The sequence below is a fragment of the Acuticoccus kalidii genome, from assembly GCF_021556395.1.
Classification (GTDB): Bacteria; Pseudomonadota; Alphaproteobacteria; order Rhizobiales; family Amorphaceae; genus Acuticoccus; species Acuticoccus kalidii.
The window spans coordinates 96,184-111,387 of record NZ_JAKGCS010000017.1 but is presented as its reverse complement, the minus strand read 5'-3'; the positions used below and the strand labels follow the sequence as shown (position 1 = coordinate 111,387).

11 protein-coding genes are annotated in these 15,204 nt (G+C 65.4%); 5 read left to right on the top strand and 6 right to left on the bottom strand.

Going from position 1 to position 15,204, the window contains the following annotated elements; translation table 11 throughout:
• Nucleotides 1-19: 19 nt before the first annotated feature.
• From L1787_RS10735 to L1787_RS10715, 5 genes are all read right to left on the bottom strand, one after another.
• On the bottom strand, nucleotides 20-556 hold the full coding sequence (locus L1787_RS10735) for a hypothetical protein (RefSeq protein WP_235708819.1): 537 nt from the start codon (nucleotides 554-556) through the stop codon (nucleotides 20-22).
• A gap of 1,568 nt (nucleotides 557-2,124) precedes the next feature.
• Complete coding sequence (gene larB, locus L1787_RS10730; RefSeq protein ID WP_235708818.1) at nucleotides 2,125-2,778, bottom strand: nickel pincer cofactor biosynthesis protein LarB; 654 nt, start codon at nucleotides 2,776-2,778, stop codon at nucleotides 2,125-2,127.
• Nucleotides 2,775-3,569: an ATP-dependent sacrificial sulfur transferase LarE gene (gene larE, locus L1787_RS10725; RefSeq protein ID WP_235708817.1), complete on the bottom strand. Its 795-nt coding sequence runs from the start codon at nucleotides 3,567-3,569 to the stop codon at nucleotides 2,775-2,777. The genes larB and larE overlap by 4 nt, the downstream gene beginning before the upstream one ends.
• Nucleotides 3,566-4,798: a nickel pincer cofactor biosynthesis protein LarC gene (larC, locus tag L1787_RS10720; RefSeq protein ID WP_235708816.1), complete on the bottom strand. Its 1,233-nt coding sequence runs from the start codon at nucleotides 4,796-4,798 to the stop codon at nucleotides 3,566-3,568. Before larC ends, larE begins: the two co-directional genes overlap by 4 nt.
• 28 nt (nucleotides 4,799-4,826) lie before the next feature.
• The gene (locus tag L1787_RS10715) at nucleotides 4,827-6,116 is read right to left on the bottom strand and encodes a nickel pincer cofactor-dependent isomerase, group 22 (protein ID WP_235708815.1); all 1,290 of its coding nucleotides are present in this window, start codon (nucleotides 6,114-6,116) and stop codon (nucleotides 4,827-4,829) included.
• A 343-nt stretch (nucleotides 6,117-6,459) separates the two neighbouring features.
• Between L1787_RS10715 and L1787_RS10710 the strand changes: the two genes are divergently transcribed.
• The 5 genes from L1787_RS10710 to L1787_RS10690 all read left to right on the top strand — a co-directional run bounded on the left by L1787_RS10710 (nucleotide 6,460) and on the right by L1787_RS10690 (nucleotide 13,697).
• A complete protein-coding gene (locus L1787_RS10710) occupies nucleotides 6,460-8,715 on the top strand; it encodes a putative bifunctional diguanylate cyclase/phosphodiesterase (protein ID WP_235708814.1) in 2,256 nt (751 codons plus the stop codon).
• A 221-nt stretch (nucleotides 8,716-8,936) separates the two neighbouring features.
• The gene (locus L1787_RS10705) at nucleotides 8,937-10,058 is read left to right on the top strand and encodes a sugar ABC transporter substrate-binding protein (RefSeq protein WP_235708813.1); all 1,122 of its coding nucleotides are present in this window, start codon (nucleotides 8,937-8,939) and stop codon (nucleotides 10,056-10,058) included.
• A gap of 76 nt (nucleotides 10,059-10,134) precedes the next feature.
• Entirely contained in the window at nucleotides 10,135-11,697 is a 1,563-nt protein-coding gene (locus tag L1787_RS10700; protein WP_235708812.1) for a sugar ABC transporter ATP-binding protein, read from the top strand.
• Nucleotides 11,694-12,740, top strand: coding sequence for an ABC transporter permease (locus L1787_RS10695; protein WP_235708811.1), 1,047 nt, complete (start codon nucleotides 11,694-11,696; stop codon nucleotides 12,738-12,740). The genes L1787_RS10700 and L1787_RS10695 overlap by 4 nt, the downstream gene beginning before the upstream one ends.
• Before the next feature lie 9 nt (nucleotides 12,741-12,749).
• Nucleotides 12,750-13,697 (top strand): ABC transporter permease, encoded by a 948-nt coding sequence (locus L1787_RS10690; RefSeq protein WP_235708810.1) that lies wholly within the window; start codon nucleotides 12,750-12,752, stop codon nucleotides 13,695-13,697.
• Here the strand turns inward: L1787_RS10690 and L1787_RS10685 are convergent, their stop codons facing one another.
• Nucleotides 13,698-15,044 carry a nucleotide sugar dehydrogenase gene (locus L1787_RS10685; protein WP_235708809.1) on the bottom strand — a complete coding sequence of 449 codons (1,347 nt, stop codon included), beginning with the start codon at nucleotides 15,042-15,044 and terminating at the stop codon, nucleotides 13,698-13,700. It abuts the gene before it with no gap.
• Nucleotides 15,045-15,204 lie beyond the last annotated feature (160 nt).

The window sequence follows — 15,204 nt, the reverse complement described above, 5'->3', positions numbered from 1 at the left end:
CCTCGAAGAGGCTCGTTCCTTAGATGAGCTCGAAGCCCGGGAACGTCGCGTAGGACCAGGTGTTGCCACCGTTCGGATCCCAGATGTCCTCGAACGCCGTGAACTCGATGCTGTTGCCGTACGGCGTCGTCATGTCGACATTGCCGAAGCCGTCGGGCCCGATGCCGTAGAGCAGCGGAGCATTGTCGAGGTCGGCCTTCTGAAGACCGTCGAAAAGCCGGTAGCCGTAGCCGCCGAACAACAGGGTCGTGGCGACCTGGTCGGCGAAGAACGTGATGGTGTCACCGGCCAGCGGGTTGTAGTCGACGATGGCGTCGTTGCCCTCGAACGGGTTGAGGACGTTGAAGCGGAACTCGTCCGCGCCGCCGCCGCCCGTCAGAAGGTCATCGCCAGCGTTGCCGACGAGGAGGTCGTCGCCCGCGCCACCGAAGAGCTGGTCGCCGAGGAAGCCACCCTTCAGGGTGTCATTGCCCTGAAGACCGAAGATCGTCCCGCCGAAGGTGTTCGACAGGTTGTCATTGCCATCGGTGCCGACAGTAATCGGGAAAATTGGCATGGATTATCTCCCACAGAGTTGAAGCTGACCGTTGAGGCCCAGCCGGATTGATGCACGAGAGAAGACACGTGCAATTGCAGTTGTTTGGCAGCGCCGCTGTTCTTCTTCTGAACGCGGTCTACGACGCCGGCCGGTTGTCTCGGATCGTCGGCACGTTCCCCTAATTCGGTTGGCCGAGGGCGCAACGACGTCGGAGGCGCAGTTGAAACCGAGATCGCGTAAGCGACGGGGTCCCTTACGCGAAGCTTGAGGCAATCGAAATCGATTGTGGGCAAGAGTAAGTGGCTGCGAATGCAGCCCCATCGCGAACTGTGTCGTCCATGCCATTATTAGGCCGATTCGGCGGCATAATTGTAGCAATATCCGAGTCATGACGGCCGCAATCACCCCGAAACCGCCTTCGCTGCCGCCTTCCGTCCACGAATCATGCGAGCGCGACGTATGAAGCGCCAAGGGTGCCTTCGTCCTCGATTGAGAGAAGGTCGGTGCTTGTGCCATTTCAAACAATAACCACCACATCGAAAAGAGGTGTAATTGAAGTATCTTAGCGGTCAGGTCGTCGAGGCATAAAGGAAATACCAGAGAAATCGAGTTTGATGAATTCAACAGCGCGGAGTTCGATTTGAAACTCAGGCGAGCGACGTTCGAAACCAATACAAAGATCCATCACCGTCTCCTAGACTGCCAACACGACTCAACCCAAAAGTGTTAAGCGGCTGCTTTTGCAGCACGCCTGTTCTGATGACAGCACTCGGGGCAAGCCGTTGTGCTCTCGTCAGTGAAGGACAGCGATTTTAACTGACACACCCGAATATGAAGGATCCATTCCGAGTCACCGCGGTGAATCGGATTATCTCTCTACCGACTTGATACGACACGGAAACACGACTGCCACACACATAGACATAATGCCAATATCATGACTTCCAAATCGGAAAAAGCATAAAATCTCCAAAATCATGGAATGACGCCGGGAATGCCGATCAGAGCGATCAGATATTCTATGGATTTCTGATCAAATCGAGGATCTTGATCCTAATGCTCTTTGGACGTTTTTTCGCCATATATGCCGCTCAATCGCCACGTATCGCGGGCTGTTCACGCTATCGGTACATATTCGTACTGAACTCCTGAAAACGCAGAGAATCAGGAATAATTTGCCATGAGCGCAGCGCGTGTTTGTCGGAATATAATCATTCCTCAAGTGATGCTGCCTCGGTGAATCATCCTTTCGATCCGGTGTCAGATCTCTGCCAAACTCTAGGCAAAAAACATGAGTCAGGTCTGAATCTGATTCGTGGCCATCTGTCTACTGAGGGAATTAAGCTTATGCCTTATGTTGACGCGCAACGGAAAGGAAATCGTTTGCTTCGCCATGATTCCATAACGAAGAAAAATATGGCTTAGAATTCGGCCAGAGAGCGAGCCGCTGAGAGCGTGCATAATCGCGCGGAGCCCTGAAGCCGACACAATGCGGTTTCACGAAACCTTGCGATGTCTCGCCGGTCGGATCGTCTTGCGAACACTATGGGGATGGGTGGAGGGGCGGCGCTGGCTGCCGCCGGGGATCAGTGCGGGGCGTCCATTGCCCGCAGGAGGCGGATGGCAGCGGTGGCCGCTCCGAATCCATTGTCGATGTTGACGGTGACGAGACCCGCCGCGCACGAGGCGAGGGCGCTCGAGAGCGCTGCCCGTCCCCCCGTCGCCACGCCATAGCCGACCGAGGTCGGTACGGCGATCACCGGGGCCGCGACGAGCCCCGACAGCACGCTGAAGAGTGCGCCCTCCATGCCCGCCACCGCGATCACCACGCGGTGGGTGCGGATCTCGGGCAGCCGTGCCATCAACCGCCAGAGGCCGGCGACACCGACATCGGCGATCACCGGCGCCGCATAGCCCGCGAACACGAGCGCGCGCGATGCCTCCCGCGCGACCGGAAGGTCGGACGTGCCGGCGCACACCACGACGGGTCCGTCGACGAGCGTGCCGGCCGGCCCGCCATGGACGGCGGTGCGGGAGAGGGGGTCGTATTCGAGCCCGGTGCGGACGGCGTCCGGCAGCGCGGCGTGCGCCTCTTCGGAAAGGCGGGTGAGGAACATGCGGCGCGGGCCGGTCGCCTCCAGGATCGCGGCGATCTGCGCGACGGTTTTGCCGTCGCACAAGACGGCTTCGGCGACGCCGGTGCGGGCCTCCCGGTCCCAGTCGATCTCGAAATCGCTCATTGTTCGATCAGGAAAGCCGAACCTTTGCGGTACGGTCTGAGGCCCGCGAACACCCGGCCGGCATCGGCGCAGAGGCTTTCGGCGAAGCGCTTGGCTTCGTCGACCGCGCCGGCGTCCGGCATCGGGCTCACCTCGGCGACGATCCCCGCCGCCGTGACGCGGCAGCGGAGTGCGCTCGTGCCGGGCAGGAGGTCGCGCAAGGCGATCTCGGTCCGTTCGATGAAGCGCAGCGTGCGCGCGTCGACCGCGATGCCGGTTTCGATCCGGCTCGCGAGGCAAGGCTGGGCGGGCAAGGCTTCGAGGTCGTCGAGCCCCAGATCGGCCGCGAGCGCATAGATCGCCGCCTTGTCGATGTCGGCCTCGACGAAGGGGTGCACGACGCCATGATCGCGCGCGGCGTTGAGGCCGGGGCGATAGTCGCCGAGATCGTCCGCGTTCGTGCCGGAGGCGATGGGCAGCGCCGTCGCGGCGCGGATGCGGGAGTAAAGATTGGTCTTGCAGAAGAAGCAGCGGTCGACGGGATTGGCGACATAGTTCGGATCGTCGAGCTCGCCGGCGTCGAGAAGGCGGAGTGTCCAGCCATGCGCGCGGGCGTGGCGTTGGACGCGGCGCGTCGCCTCCTCGGGCACCGCGGGCGAGACGGCATGGACGGCGAGCACCTCGCCGAGCCCCGCCTGATGCGCGAGATGGGTGAGGAGCATCGAATCGACGCCGCCGCTGACGGCGATCGCCAGCGCGTCGTGACGGGAGAGCGCGTCGCCGATGCGCGTCTTGGCGGCTGAAAGGCTCATGATCCCACCACCGGCTCGTCGACGGAACGGGCGGCGCGCCGCGCCGCGAGGCCGGAAAGGCCGGCCACGTCGTCACTCTCGATCTTCACCGTCTCGCGTCCGTCCGGGCGGATGACGCGCTTTGCCCGCATGTCCATGCCGCCGGAGGTGTGGGTCTCGGCGACGCGAGGCAAGTGGTAGCGCTGTTCGATCCGCCAGCGCAGACCGATGGTGGACGTCTCGTCGAGGCAGAGGCGCGCGATGGCGCTCACCCGGTCCGGGCGGGTGAGGAGGCGTACTTCCTCCATCGGGCGTCCCTTCTTGCCGATCCGCGCCGCGAGCGAGACGTCGAGGACGCCGTCGGCCGCGCGCAGATGATCGACGGCGACGGCGATCTCCTCGCCGGTCATGTCGTCGATATCGAAGGTGATGACGCCGACCTCGTCGGCCTGAAGGTCGCGCGGCGTCTCCGCCGTCTCGTAGACGAGGGCGCGCAGGACGTTGGCCATGCCCGGAAGCTCGCGGGTGCCTGCACCGAACCCCGACGCGCCGACGATGCCGCCGGCGGGTCGGACGCCCGGCCGGCAGAGATGGGCGAGGATCGCCGCCCCCGTCGGCGTGACGCGCTCGCCGCCGATCCCGTCATCGACCGTCGGAAAGCCGCGCAGAAGCTCGGCCGTCGCCGGGGCCGGGACGGGGAGGCGACCGTGCGCGGTTGCGATGAAGCCGTGGCCGAGCGGAAGCGGCGACACGCTCCAGTCATAAGCGGAGAGGGCGGCGGCGATGCTGCCGGCCGCCACGACGTCCATGAGCGAGTCCCAGTCGGCGAGCTCGTGGAAATGGACGCGCTCGATCGGGATCGCGTGCACCTTGGCCTCCGCCTCGGCGATGCGGTGGAGGATCGCGCAGGCCTCGGCCGCCGTCCCCTCGGCGAGTGGGGCCGCCTCGATCCGCGCTCTCAGCGCCGCATAAGACGTTGCGTGCGCGTGGTGGCCGTGATGGTCATCGTGGTCATCATGATGAGCGTGCACGTGATGGCCCGCCTCTCCCGCGAGGCGGAAACGGCGCACGGAGAGGCCGCCGCTCGTCCCCTCTTCGAGGTGGGCGGCGAGGCCCTCGGGCAGCACGGCGGCGCAATCGGCGAAGACGCGGGGGCACAGCTCCGGCCGTGCGTCGAGGAGCGCGGCCACGAACATGTCGCCGGCGGCCCCGCCGACAGCGTCGAGATGGATGTGACCGCCAGCGGTCATGGTGTCGTCTCGTGTCGGGTGGGTCGCCTCAAGCGGCGGCGGCCATGGTGTCGGCGATGTTCCCATCGGCGTCGAAGTCGATCGCGCGGGCCTCGCCGAGAATCTCGACCGCCGGATTCGCCTCGGCATCGGCAAGCAGCGCCTCGGAGATCCAGATGGTTTCGAGATGCAACGTGTTCTCGAGGCGGACCATCTTGATGTTGCCCGGATCGAGGCTGTTGCAGGTCTTGATCGCGCACTTCAAAGCGAGCTCGTCATTGTCCATGATCATCGGGATCTTGGCGCCGAGCATCACCGTGGACGTGATGTGGTTCGCGTAGGTCGCGTTGAAGTCGATCTTGTCGAAGAGGCGGCGGGTGATGATGTCGGCGAGGCCCATGCCCGTCGCGTTGCCGCCGCTCTTCATCGACAAGTCGCGGATGACGAAGCGCGTCGCCTCCTGTTGCAGCTTGATATAAGGCGTCGGCGCGCGGCCGGTGATGTTGGGATCCGTGCCGGTGCCGGAATATTCCTTGCCCATCTTGTCGACGACGAGAACGTCGATCGGGTTGAACAGGATGCGCGGCATGCTCGCCTTCGAGATCTTCAGGAGGTCGAGCTCGCGCTCCAGGATGTTTTCGGCGAGCACCACCTCGGCGATGGCGATCTTGTCATAGGCGTTCTCGACCGAGGCGACGCCGAACAGGATGGGCGCCTTGGCGAGTTTGATCTTCGCCATCTCGACGACATGCTCAGCCATCTTGCCGAAGCCGTGCGCGTGGCAGGAATCGGCGCCCTTCTGCTTGCCGAGGCCGATGGTGATCATTTTCGCCATGCCGCTTTCGATGGGCGCGGTGAAGCTCGTGTGCGCCTTCACACGGTTGATGACGCAGATCCCGTCCGCCTCCATGGCATAGCGGTCGATGAGGACGGGAAGGCCGTTCGGCAGCCGGTCGAGCTCGACGGTCTCCATCGAGGAGCGGATCGGGGCGCCGACGCTCTCCTCGGTGACGCCGAGGCCGGCGAGAAGCCGCTCCTGGCCGAGCGCGGTCGCCCCGCCATGGCTGCCCATGGCCGGCACGATGAACGGCTCCGCGCCGAGTTTCTTCAATTCGTCGACCGTGACGCGGACGAGAAGCGGGAGATCGGCTAGACCACGGCTGCCGACGCCGACGGCGATCCGCGCACCCGGCTTGATCCGCTCGGCGACGCCGGATGTGCGGAAGCTTTCGCGCAGCGCGGCATCGACATCGGGAAGCGAGGTGTCCTCGAAGATCTGACGCACCGGCGCCATGCGCGGCAGGTTGATGTGTTCGATGAGACCCTGGATCACAGTCATGATTCGCTCCCGCCCGTTTGCTCCGTCCGCCGGTCTGGGCTCCGTCGCCTCCTGCAATGAGGCAATCGACTCTCTGCGGTTGCAACCCTCTTAACACGAATTCGGATCCCGGTTGCGAGCCCCAAACGTCGCGAGGCGGATGCAAGCGATGGAAAAGACCGGCAAAGGATATTTGTGGTAGTGTTTCATAGGCGTACCACTCGAGGCTGCTTCGCGCATTCTGAGCTGTTTCGCGGGTCGCGGGGGTCGCCGTCACGAGAGAGGGCCGCGTCCGGCGCGACGGCGTGGCGACCAAAGAAAAGCCGCGACCGGGCGAACAGAACGGCGCGCAAAGCGGGGACACATGCGCCTTTGGACTCACGTGCGCGGGCTGATCTTCAAGCCGAACACATTGGCGATCACCGCGCTGCTGGCGTTGACGAGCGCGCTCGTTCCGCTCGCGGCCTTCCTGTGGAGCGGGGGCGTGCCCGGCTGGGCGTTGCTCGTGCCCGTCATCGGGGCCGGGGTGGCCGCGCTCGCCGTCGCCTTCATGTTCGACCGCTTTTCCGTCGTGCAGGAAGCGCTCGACGTCACGCGTTCGGCGATCGTGGTCTACGATAAAGAGGATCGGCTCGTCCTCGCGAACCGTCGCTATCGCGAGGTGCTGGGCGTTCCGAAGGAGACGTTCGTTCCGGGCGCGCCCTATCGCGAGCTGCTCCACCGGTCGCTCGAACGGACGATGCCCGAGGCGGACATTCCGCGGGAGATGGAGCGCCGCCTCCGCGTCCAGACCGTCGCCGACGGTCAGCCGTCGGACCGTGTCTATCCCGGCAATGTCTGGCTGCGCGTCACGAAGACCCGCACGCCGAGCGGCGCGAATATCGGCGTCGCGATCGACGTGACGGAGCTCTACGAGCTGCGCGGCAAGCTCGAGGCGGAGATGCGCCGCTTCATGGCGCTCGCCGAGAGCGCGCCGGTCGGCATCTGCCAAATCGATTCCGATGCGGAGATCCACTTCGCCAACAGCTCACTCCTCGAGATGCTGAATGCGAGCGACCCAAGCGAGCTGGCCGGCGACACGCACAGCTTCCGCGTCGACGGTGTCGTCATCGCCGGCTTTCGCGGGCTGACGCGGCACCTCTTCTCGAGCCCGATGCGCGGCGAGGCGCACGTGCACTTCATCGAGGAGGGGCGCGATGTCCTCGTGAAGAAGGCGTTCGTCCGGGGGCGGGAGCGGCTTCATGATCTGTTGCCGCCCTCCCGCGCCGCCGGGGAGAACATCCTCATCTTCATCGACGTGACCGAGCGGGCTCGCGCCGAGGCGAAGATCCGCTTTCTCGCGACGCACGATGCGCTGACGGGCGCGCTCAACCGGGTCGCCTTCGTCGAGGATCTCGCGACGGCGGCCGCCGAGGCGACGACGACGCGCCTCACGACCCTGATCTCGATCGATCTCGACCGCTTCAAGCCGGTCAACGACGCCTATGGCCACGCGATCGGCGACGAACTGCTCCGCGTCTTGGTCGTTCGGGGAGAGGCGTTCCTGCGGCCGAACATGCGCCTTTACCGGATCGGCGGCGACGAGTTCGCGATCCTGTGCCGGGGCGCCGCAGAGGACGAGCTGGTCGCCTTCGCGAACGATCTCGTCGATCAGTTCCGCACGCCCGTCCTCATCGACGGGCACAGCATCGTCGTCGGCGCGAGCGTCGGGGTGAGCGCGCTCCCCCGCGATGCCGACAGTCCCGAGGCGCTCGTGCATTATGCGGACCTCGCGCTCTATCACGTCAAGAATGCTGGCGGCGGCGGGGTGATGGTCTTCGACAAGGCCGTGCTCAACTCGACCGACAGCCGGTTGTTGATGGAGTTCGATCTCGCGGCCGCGCTCGAGCATCACGATTTCAGGCTCGTCTTCCAGCCGGTCTTCGGGCTCGACGGCGACCGTGCGATCGGCATGGAGGCGCTGGTGCGCTGGCGCAACCGGCGCACCGGCGAGCCCGTCCCGCCGGCGACGTTCATTCCGATCGCCGAAAGCACGAACCTGATCTCGCGGATCGATTTCGAGGTCTTCACCCTCGCGATCGAGCAATTCGCCGCTTGGCTCGAGGCGGGGAGCGGGCTCGACATGCTCCTGCTCAATATGTCGGTGCGCACGCTCGAAGCGCCCGGCGTCGTCGACCATGTGGCCGACACGCTGATCCGATGCCGCGTTCCCGGCCGCTCGGTGACGATCGAGCTGACCGAAAGTTTCGCCGTGCAGAGCGTGTCGAGCCTCACCCAGACGATCCGCGCCATCAACAATTGCGGCGTACGCTTCGCGATCGACGATTTCGGGACAGGCTACACCTCGCTCCGCCTCCTCGCGGATCTCCCCATCAGCTTCGTGAAGATCGACCAGTCCTTCGTCCGCGACATCGCCGCCGCCGACCATCGCGGCGCGCAGAGCGTCGTCCGGGCGATCCTCGACATGGCGCATCACATGGACATCGGGGTGATCGCCGAAGGGGTCGAGACCGAGGAGGAGCTCGAAACGCTGAAGCGGCTCGGCTGCATCCGCTTCCAGGGCCACCTCCTCGGCGCGCCCGCCCCGGCCGAGGCATATGCGGACGCCACCGTTCTGTGAGCGCGAAGTCGCCTCGGCGCGCGGGCGGCGGCTTTCCCATTGTTTGGATGCGAACGACTATACGATTTCAAATATTCGCAAAATCTCGTCTTGGACTTCCCGCTTAGATTGCTCTATCCTCTATGCGCCGACTCGCCGTTTGTTCGGCCGAGACCTGGCGAAACAAATGAGCACGAGACGGGGTGTCCCCGTGGCAACCCCGTCCATCATGGGAGGACTTCATGAAGCACGCCATGACGGCGGCCATGCTGGCGACCGCGATGACCTTCGCCGCCGGTGCCGCACTCGCCGGCCCGAAAACCGTCGACGGACCAGGCTACGAGCCGAAGTGCTTCGTGCCATGGAACGACGAAACGGCCTATTTCCAGTGGGAGCCGCGCGAGGGGCCGTTCAAGGTCGCCGTGGTGAACGGGTTCGTGGGCAACATCTGGCGCATCCAGATGATCAAGACCGCGAAAGCCTATGTCGAGAAAGAGGACGTCGCGCCGCTGATCTCCGACTTCAAGGTCGTCTCCACCGGAACGGACGCCGCCGCTCAGCTCGGCGCGATCGAAGATTTCATCAACCAGGGCTATGACGCGATCATCACCATCGCCGTCAGCCCCACCGGCTTCGACCGGGTGATCCGCCTCGCCAACCGCAACAACGTCGTCCTCGTCCCATTCGACAATGTGCTCGACACCGACGAGGTGATGCAGGTCAACGAGGACCAGTACGAGATGGGCGTGATGTCGGGCGAATGGCTCGTCGATCATGTCGGCCACGCGGGCAAGATCCTCGAAGTGCGCGGCCTTCCCGGCAACTCCGTCGATCGTGACCGGCACGAGGGCTTCCGCTCCGTGATGGAGGGCGACGGCAACGATTTCGAGATCGTCGAGGTGGTCGGCAACTGGGCGCCGGGCGATTCGCAGAAGGTGACGGCCGACGCGCTCGCCGTGCACGGCAAATTCGACGGCATCTTCAGCCAGGGCGGGACGAACGGGACCGTGCAGGCGCTGATCGACGCGGGCCATCCCTTCGTGCCCATGGCCGGTGAAGCGGAGAACGGCTTCCGCAAGCAGATTGCCGAGCATTCCAAAGAGGGCCTTCTCGGCCTCTCTTACGGTCAGTCCCCGGGTCTCGTCGCGATCTCGATCAAGGCGGCCCTCTCGGCGCTGCAGGGCGAGACGATGCCGCAGCTCATCTCCGTTCCGATCCCGGTGGTGAACTTCGAGACGGTCGAGGACGGGGTGAACTACTGGTCCAATTTGCCGGACGATTTCTTCACGCCGAACGACTTTCCTCCCTGCGGTGTGACCATCACCGCGCCGGAGATCATGGCGGAAAGCGAAGCGAACAACTGACGACATCATCCGGCCGGTGCCGTCGAGCATCGGCCGGGCCGCTCGCGCTCTTCTCCCCTAGACCCGGAGTTCGTCCATGCTCGATGGTGGACCGGCAGCGCCCGTCGGCGGTGCCGATCTCGTGATGCGCGGCATCTCGAAATCCTATGGCGGCGTCCATGCCCTCTCCGATGTCGATTTCGCCTCTCGCGCCGGCTCGATCCACGCCGTCCTTGGCGAGAACGGGGCCGGCAAGTCGACGCTGATCAAGATCATCTCCGGTGTCGTTCAGCCCGACAGAGGGACGATGTCCCTGGGCGGCAATCCGGTTCGCTTCGCCTCCCCGCTGGAGGCGAACGCGGCGGGGATCGTGTGCATCTTCCAGGAACTGTCGCTGATGCCGGACCTCTCGGTCGCGGACAATATCGCGATCACCGATCCGCCGCGCACGCGTCTCGGCCTGATCGACGGACGGGCACAGCGGCGGCAGGCCGAGGCGCTGCTCGCCCGTGTCGGCTGCGAGGATATCGACCCGCGTGAGCGGGTGCGCGACCTGCCCCTCTCGCGCCGGCAGATGGTGGAGATCGCCAAGGCGCTCGGCCGCCATCCGCGCATCCTCATCCTCGACGAGGCGACCTCCGCGCTGACGGGCTCAGACGTCGAGAAGGTGTACGCGATCCTCCACCAGCTTCGCGACGAGGGTCTGTCGCTTCTCTACATCTCCCACCGGATGCACGAGATCGAGGAACTCGCCGACACCTGCTCCGTGTTCCGCAACGGCCGCCATATCGAGACCTTCAAGAAAGGCGACCATAGCGACGACGAGATCGTCCAGCTCATGATCGGCCGCGACTGGTCCAACGTCTTCCCACCCAAGCCGGCCCGGACGAGCCCGCCCGAGCCCGTCCTGACGGCCCGCGGCCTCACCTGGCCCCCGGCGCTGCGGGACATCTCGCTGTCGGTCGGGCGCGGTGAGATCGTCGGCGTCGGCGGGCTCGACGGCCAGGGCCAGCGCGAACTGCTCCTCGCCCTGTTCGGTGTCCTGCGCGGGGTGGCGGGGACCGTGTCGATCGGCGGCAAGCCGGTGAAGATCCACAGCCCGGCGAGTGCGAAATCGCCCGAGATCGGGATGGCGCTGATCCCGGAGGACCGCAAGACCGAGGGTTTGATGCTGCCGATGGGCGTCGCCGACAACATCACCATGGCGGCGCTGCCCTGGCTCACCAAGCACCTCGTCGTCGACCGCTCGGCGGAGGCCGAGAAGATCAAGGAGATGGTCGCGCGGATGCAGATCAAGGTCTCCGACCTCGATGCCCCGGTGGCGACGCTCTCGGGCGGCAATCAGCAGAAGGTGGTGATCGCCAAGTGGCTGCTCACCGGGGCGCGGATCATCCTCCTCAACGATCCGACGCGCGGGATCGATGTCGGCACCAAACAGGAAATCTATCAGCTCCTGCGCAGCCTTGCCGCGGAAGGGGCCGCGATCCTCTTCTACACCACCGATTACGACGAGCTGATCGGCTGCTGCGACCGCGTCCTCATCTTCTATGACGGACGCGTCGTGCGCGAGCTCTCGGGCGAGTCGCTCACCGAGACGAACATCATCGCGAGCTCCCTCAACCTTCAACCGGGCGAGATCCCGACGGGAGCCGTCCAATGAAGACGCTGCGTTTCGCGATCGCCCACAATCTCGGCCTCGTGCTCGCGATCGGCCTCTTCGTCGTCCTTTACGCGATCTACGTCTCGATGCATCCCAATTACGGGATGAACGTCGTCCTGCAGAACGGCAACGAGGCGCTCGCGCTGATCCTCGTCGGCATGGCGCAGACGATGGTCGTGCTGATCGGCGGTCTCGACCTGTCGGTCGGGCCATTGATGACGCTCGTCAACTGTTTCGGCTCGATCGTGATGGCGGGGACGGGCGGCAGCATCGTGCTCGGCGTGATCGCGTGCATGGCGCTCGGCGCGGCCTGCGGCTTCATGAACGGCTGTATCGTCGTCTACGGCCGGATCCAGCCGATCATCGCGACTCTGGCGACCGGGGCGATCTATCTCGGCCTTGCCCTCTTCCTGCGGCCGACGCCGGGCGGGCGGATCGACGGCGATTTCGCCTGGGCCTTCACCAACGACATCAACGAGCTCGGCTACACCTATGGCTGGTGGGAGGATCTCGGCTGGTTCGGCCTCATCCCGCTCCAGCCGATCTACCTCATCCTGATCGTCGTCCTCGTCTGGCTTCCATTCCGCCGGACCGCGACGGGGCGGGGCTGCTACGCGGTCGGCTCTTCGGAGGCGGCGGCCTTCATGTCGGGCGTGAAGATCAACCGGTGCAAGCTGACGGCGTTCACGCTCGCCGGTTTCTTCGCGGGCTGCGCCGGGATCTATCTGACCATGCAGATCGGCTCCGGCAACGCCGACGCGCCGCAAGCGGCCGAGTACACGCTGCGCTCGATCGCGACCGTGGTGATCGGCGGAACGTCGCTCTATGGCGGTAGCGGTGGGGTGATCGGGACGATCTTCGGGGCGCTGGTGCTGCGCTCGATCTCCTTCATCTTCCGCGTCGTGCCGGAATCCTCCGCGCTCGGCTTCGTCGCGAGCCCGCTGCTTCAGCCCTTCTTCGAGGGGGTGATCCTCCTCATCGCCGTTTCGCTCGGTGCCGCTCGGACCTTCCGCGTGCGCAACCGTCTGTCGCTGTTCACCTGAGGAAAGCCGATGTCGCTCGTGTCGAAAATCGACAAGCCGATCCTCATCGGGCTCGGATTCATCGTCCTCATTCTCGCGGTCGGGACGGTCTACACGCTCTCGACGCAGGGCACGGCGGTGTTCCTGTCACCGAATTATCTGATGCAGCAGCTCCATGTCGGCGCCTTTCTCGGCATCACCGCGGCGGGGATGATGATGGTCATCCTCCTCGGCCATATCGATCTGTCGGTCCCCTGGACGCTCGCCGCGGGCGCCATGCTGGCGACGGCGATCGGCGGACCGCTCGGGGCGCTCACCTGTATCGGGGTCGGCCTCACAGTCGGCCTCGTCAACGGGCTCGGCGTCGCGTTCCTGCGCGTGCCGTCGATGATCTTCACTCTCGGCGTCAACACCGTGCTTCTCGGTCTGATGGTGATGCTGACCGGCGGCCACGCCCCGCAGAGCGCGGCAACGGATCTGATGCTCTTTCTCGGCCGCGATCGGACGCTCGGGATTCCGCATTCGGTGATCGTCTGGGCGCTCGTGTCGCTGACGCTGGTCTTCGTCCTCACCCGCACCCCGCTCGGCCGCTATATGTACGCGATCGGCAATCAGGAGGCGGCGGCCTATCTGTCGGGCGTCAGGACGCGCCTCGTCATCGTCGCCGCTTTCGTGATGTGCAGCCTCTGCGCGGTGATCGCGGGGCTCGCGCTCGGCGGCTACTCGGCGCGCGCCTATCAGGCGATGGGCGATGCCTATCTTCTCCCGTCGATCGCCGCGGTGGTGCTCGGCGGGACGAACATTCTGGGTGGCCAAGGGCGCTATGCGGGCACGGTGGTCGGCGCGTTGATCATCGTGCTCCTCCAGAGCGTCCTGTCGGTGATGCAGATGGAGGAGGCGTTTCGCCAGGTGATCTACGGCGCGGTGATCATCGGGATGCTGCTGATCTATAGCCGCGGGCGGATCGTCAACGCCTGATCAGGCGAGGACGAGCCGGCCCGTCGGCGTGAGGCCGCGCTTGCGGATCGCGTTGCGCGTGTCGACGATCAGCGGTGCGTGCGCGGCGAGGAGGGCATAATCCACGTCGTCGTGGTCGGTCGCGATCAGCACCGCGTCGTATCCGGCGACCGTTTCGGCCGTCAGCGGGGTCGAGGCGCGGCCCTTCAGCGGCCCGTGCTTGCGCGTCGGCGGGATCGAGGCGACGTGCGGATCGTGATAGGCGACCGCCACGCGGCGCGCCTCCAGCATCTCGAGGAGCCGCAGCGACGGGCTTTCGCGCACGTCCGAGACGTTCTTCTTATAAGCGAGGCCGATCACCAGAACCTTCGACGCGCCAAGCGACAGGGTCGACGTCTCGTCGAGCGCTTCGGCGAGGCGCGTCACGACATAATCGGGCATCGCGACATTGACCTCGCCCGCGAGCTCCACGAAGCGCGTCGCGTGCCCGTATTCGCGGGCTTTCCAGGTGAGATAGAACGGATCGATCGGGATGCAGTGACCGCCGAGGCCGGGGCCCGGATAGAACGGCATATAGCCGAACGGCTTGGTCGCCGCCGCGTCGATCACCTCCCACACGTCGATGCCCATGTCGGCGTAGACGACCTTCAGTTCGTTCACGAGGGCGATGTTGACGGCGCGGAAGATGTTCTCGGTGAGCTTCACCGCCTCCGCCGTCCGGGTCGTGGCGACCGGAACGATCTTCTCCACCACCGCGCCATAGAAGGCGGCGACGAGATGGGAGGCGTCCGGACCGTCGCCGGCGACGACCTTCGGGATGGTCGCCGTCTTGTGCGCGGTGTTGCCGGGATCTTCGCGCTCGGGGGAGAAGGCGAGGAAGACGTCGCGGCCCGACAGGAGGCCGGTCGCCTCCAAAATGGGGCGGACGATCTCGTCCGTGGTGCCGGGGAAGGTGGTCGATTCCAGGACGACGAGCTGGCCCGCGCGCAGCGCCCGCGCGATCGTCTCCGCCGTCGCGACGACGAAGGACAGATCCGGGTCGCGATTCTTCGTCAGCGGGGTCGGCACGCAGATCGCGATCACGTCGCACGTGGCGAGGCGGGAGAAGTCGGTCGTCGCGTCGAACCGGCCGGCCGCGACATGGTCCGCGATCTCCTCGGACGAAACGGCGTCGATATAGGAGACGCCGGCCTTGAGGCGTTCCGGCTTTTGCGGATCGACATCGAAGCCGATCGTCGCAAACCCGGCGCGGGCCGTGCTCGCGGCGAGGGGAAGGCCGACATAGCCGAGCCCGATCACGCCGACGACGGCCGCGCGCGAGGTGAGTCGGTCGGCAAGGAGGGTGGCGGTGTCGGAGAGTTGTCCCACGATGACCTTTCGACGAGCGCCGGCGGAAGCGCGATGCGGCGCGTTCGCTGGCCTCTTAGCGCGCTTTTCCGTCGGACGAAATCGCCGGATCGGTCGCCATGGTCCCACCCGCGCGCCAGCCGGCCGCCGCGGGGCGGGCATGTGATCACAGTTCCATAAA

Excerpts from the sequence above, each read along its gene's own strand:
- larE (WP_235708817.1), bottom strand. The coding sequence starts at position 3,569 with ATGAGCCTTTCAGCCGCCAAGACGCGCATCGGCGACGCGCTCTCCCGT.
- L1787_RS10735 (WP_235708819.1), bottom strand. The coding sequence starts at position 556 with ATGCCAATTTTCCCGATTACTGTCGGCACCGATGGCAATGACAACCTG.
- L1787_RS10690 (WP_235708810.1), top strand. The coding sequence starts at position 12,750 with ATGTCGCTCGTGTCGAAAATCGACAAGCCGATCCTCATCGGGCTCGGA.
- L1787_RS10695 (WP_235708811.1), top strand. The coding sequence starts at position 11,694 with ATGAAGACGCTGCGTTTCGCGATCGCCCACAATCTCGGCCTCGTGCTC.
- larC (WP_235708816.1), bottom strand. The coding sequence starts at position 4,798 with ATGACCGCTGGCGGTCACATCCATCTCGACGCTGTCGGCGGGGCCGCC.
- L1787_RS10710 (WP_235708814.1), top strand. The coding sequence starts at position 6,460 with ATGCGCCTTTGGACTCACGTGCGCGGGCTGATCTTCAAGCCGAACACA.
- L1787_RS10715 (WP_235708815.1), bottom strand. The coding sequence starts at position 6,116 with ATGACTGTGATCCAGGGTCTCATCGAACACATCAACCTGCCGCGCATG.
- larB (WP_235708818.1), bottom strand. The coding sequence starts at position 2,778 with ATGAGCGATTTCGAGATCGACTGGGACCGGGAGGCCCGCACCGGCGTC.
- L1787_RS10705 (WP_235708813.1), top strand. The coding sequence starts at position 8,937 with ATGAAGCACGCCATGACGGCGGCCATGCTGGCGACCGCGATGACCTTC.
- L1787_RS10700 (WP_235708812.1), top strand. The coding sequence starts at position 10,135 with ATGCTCGATGGTGGACCGGCAGCGCCCGTCGGCGGTGCCGATCTCGTG.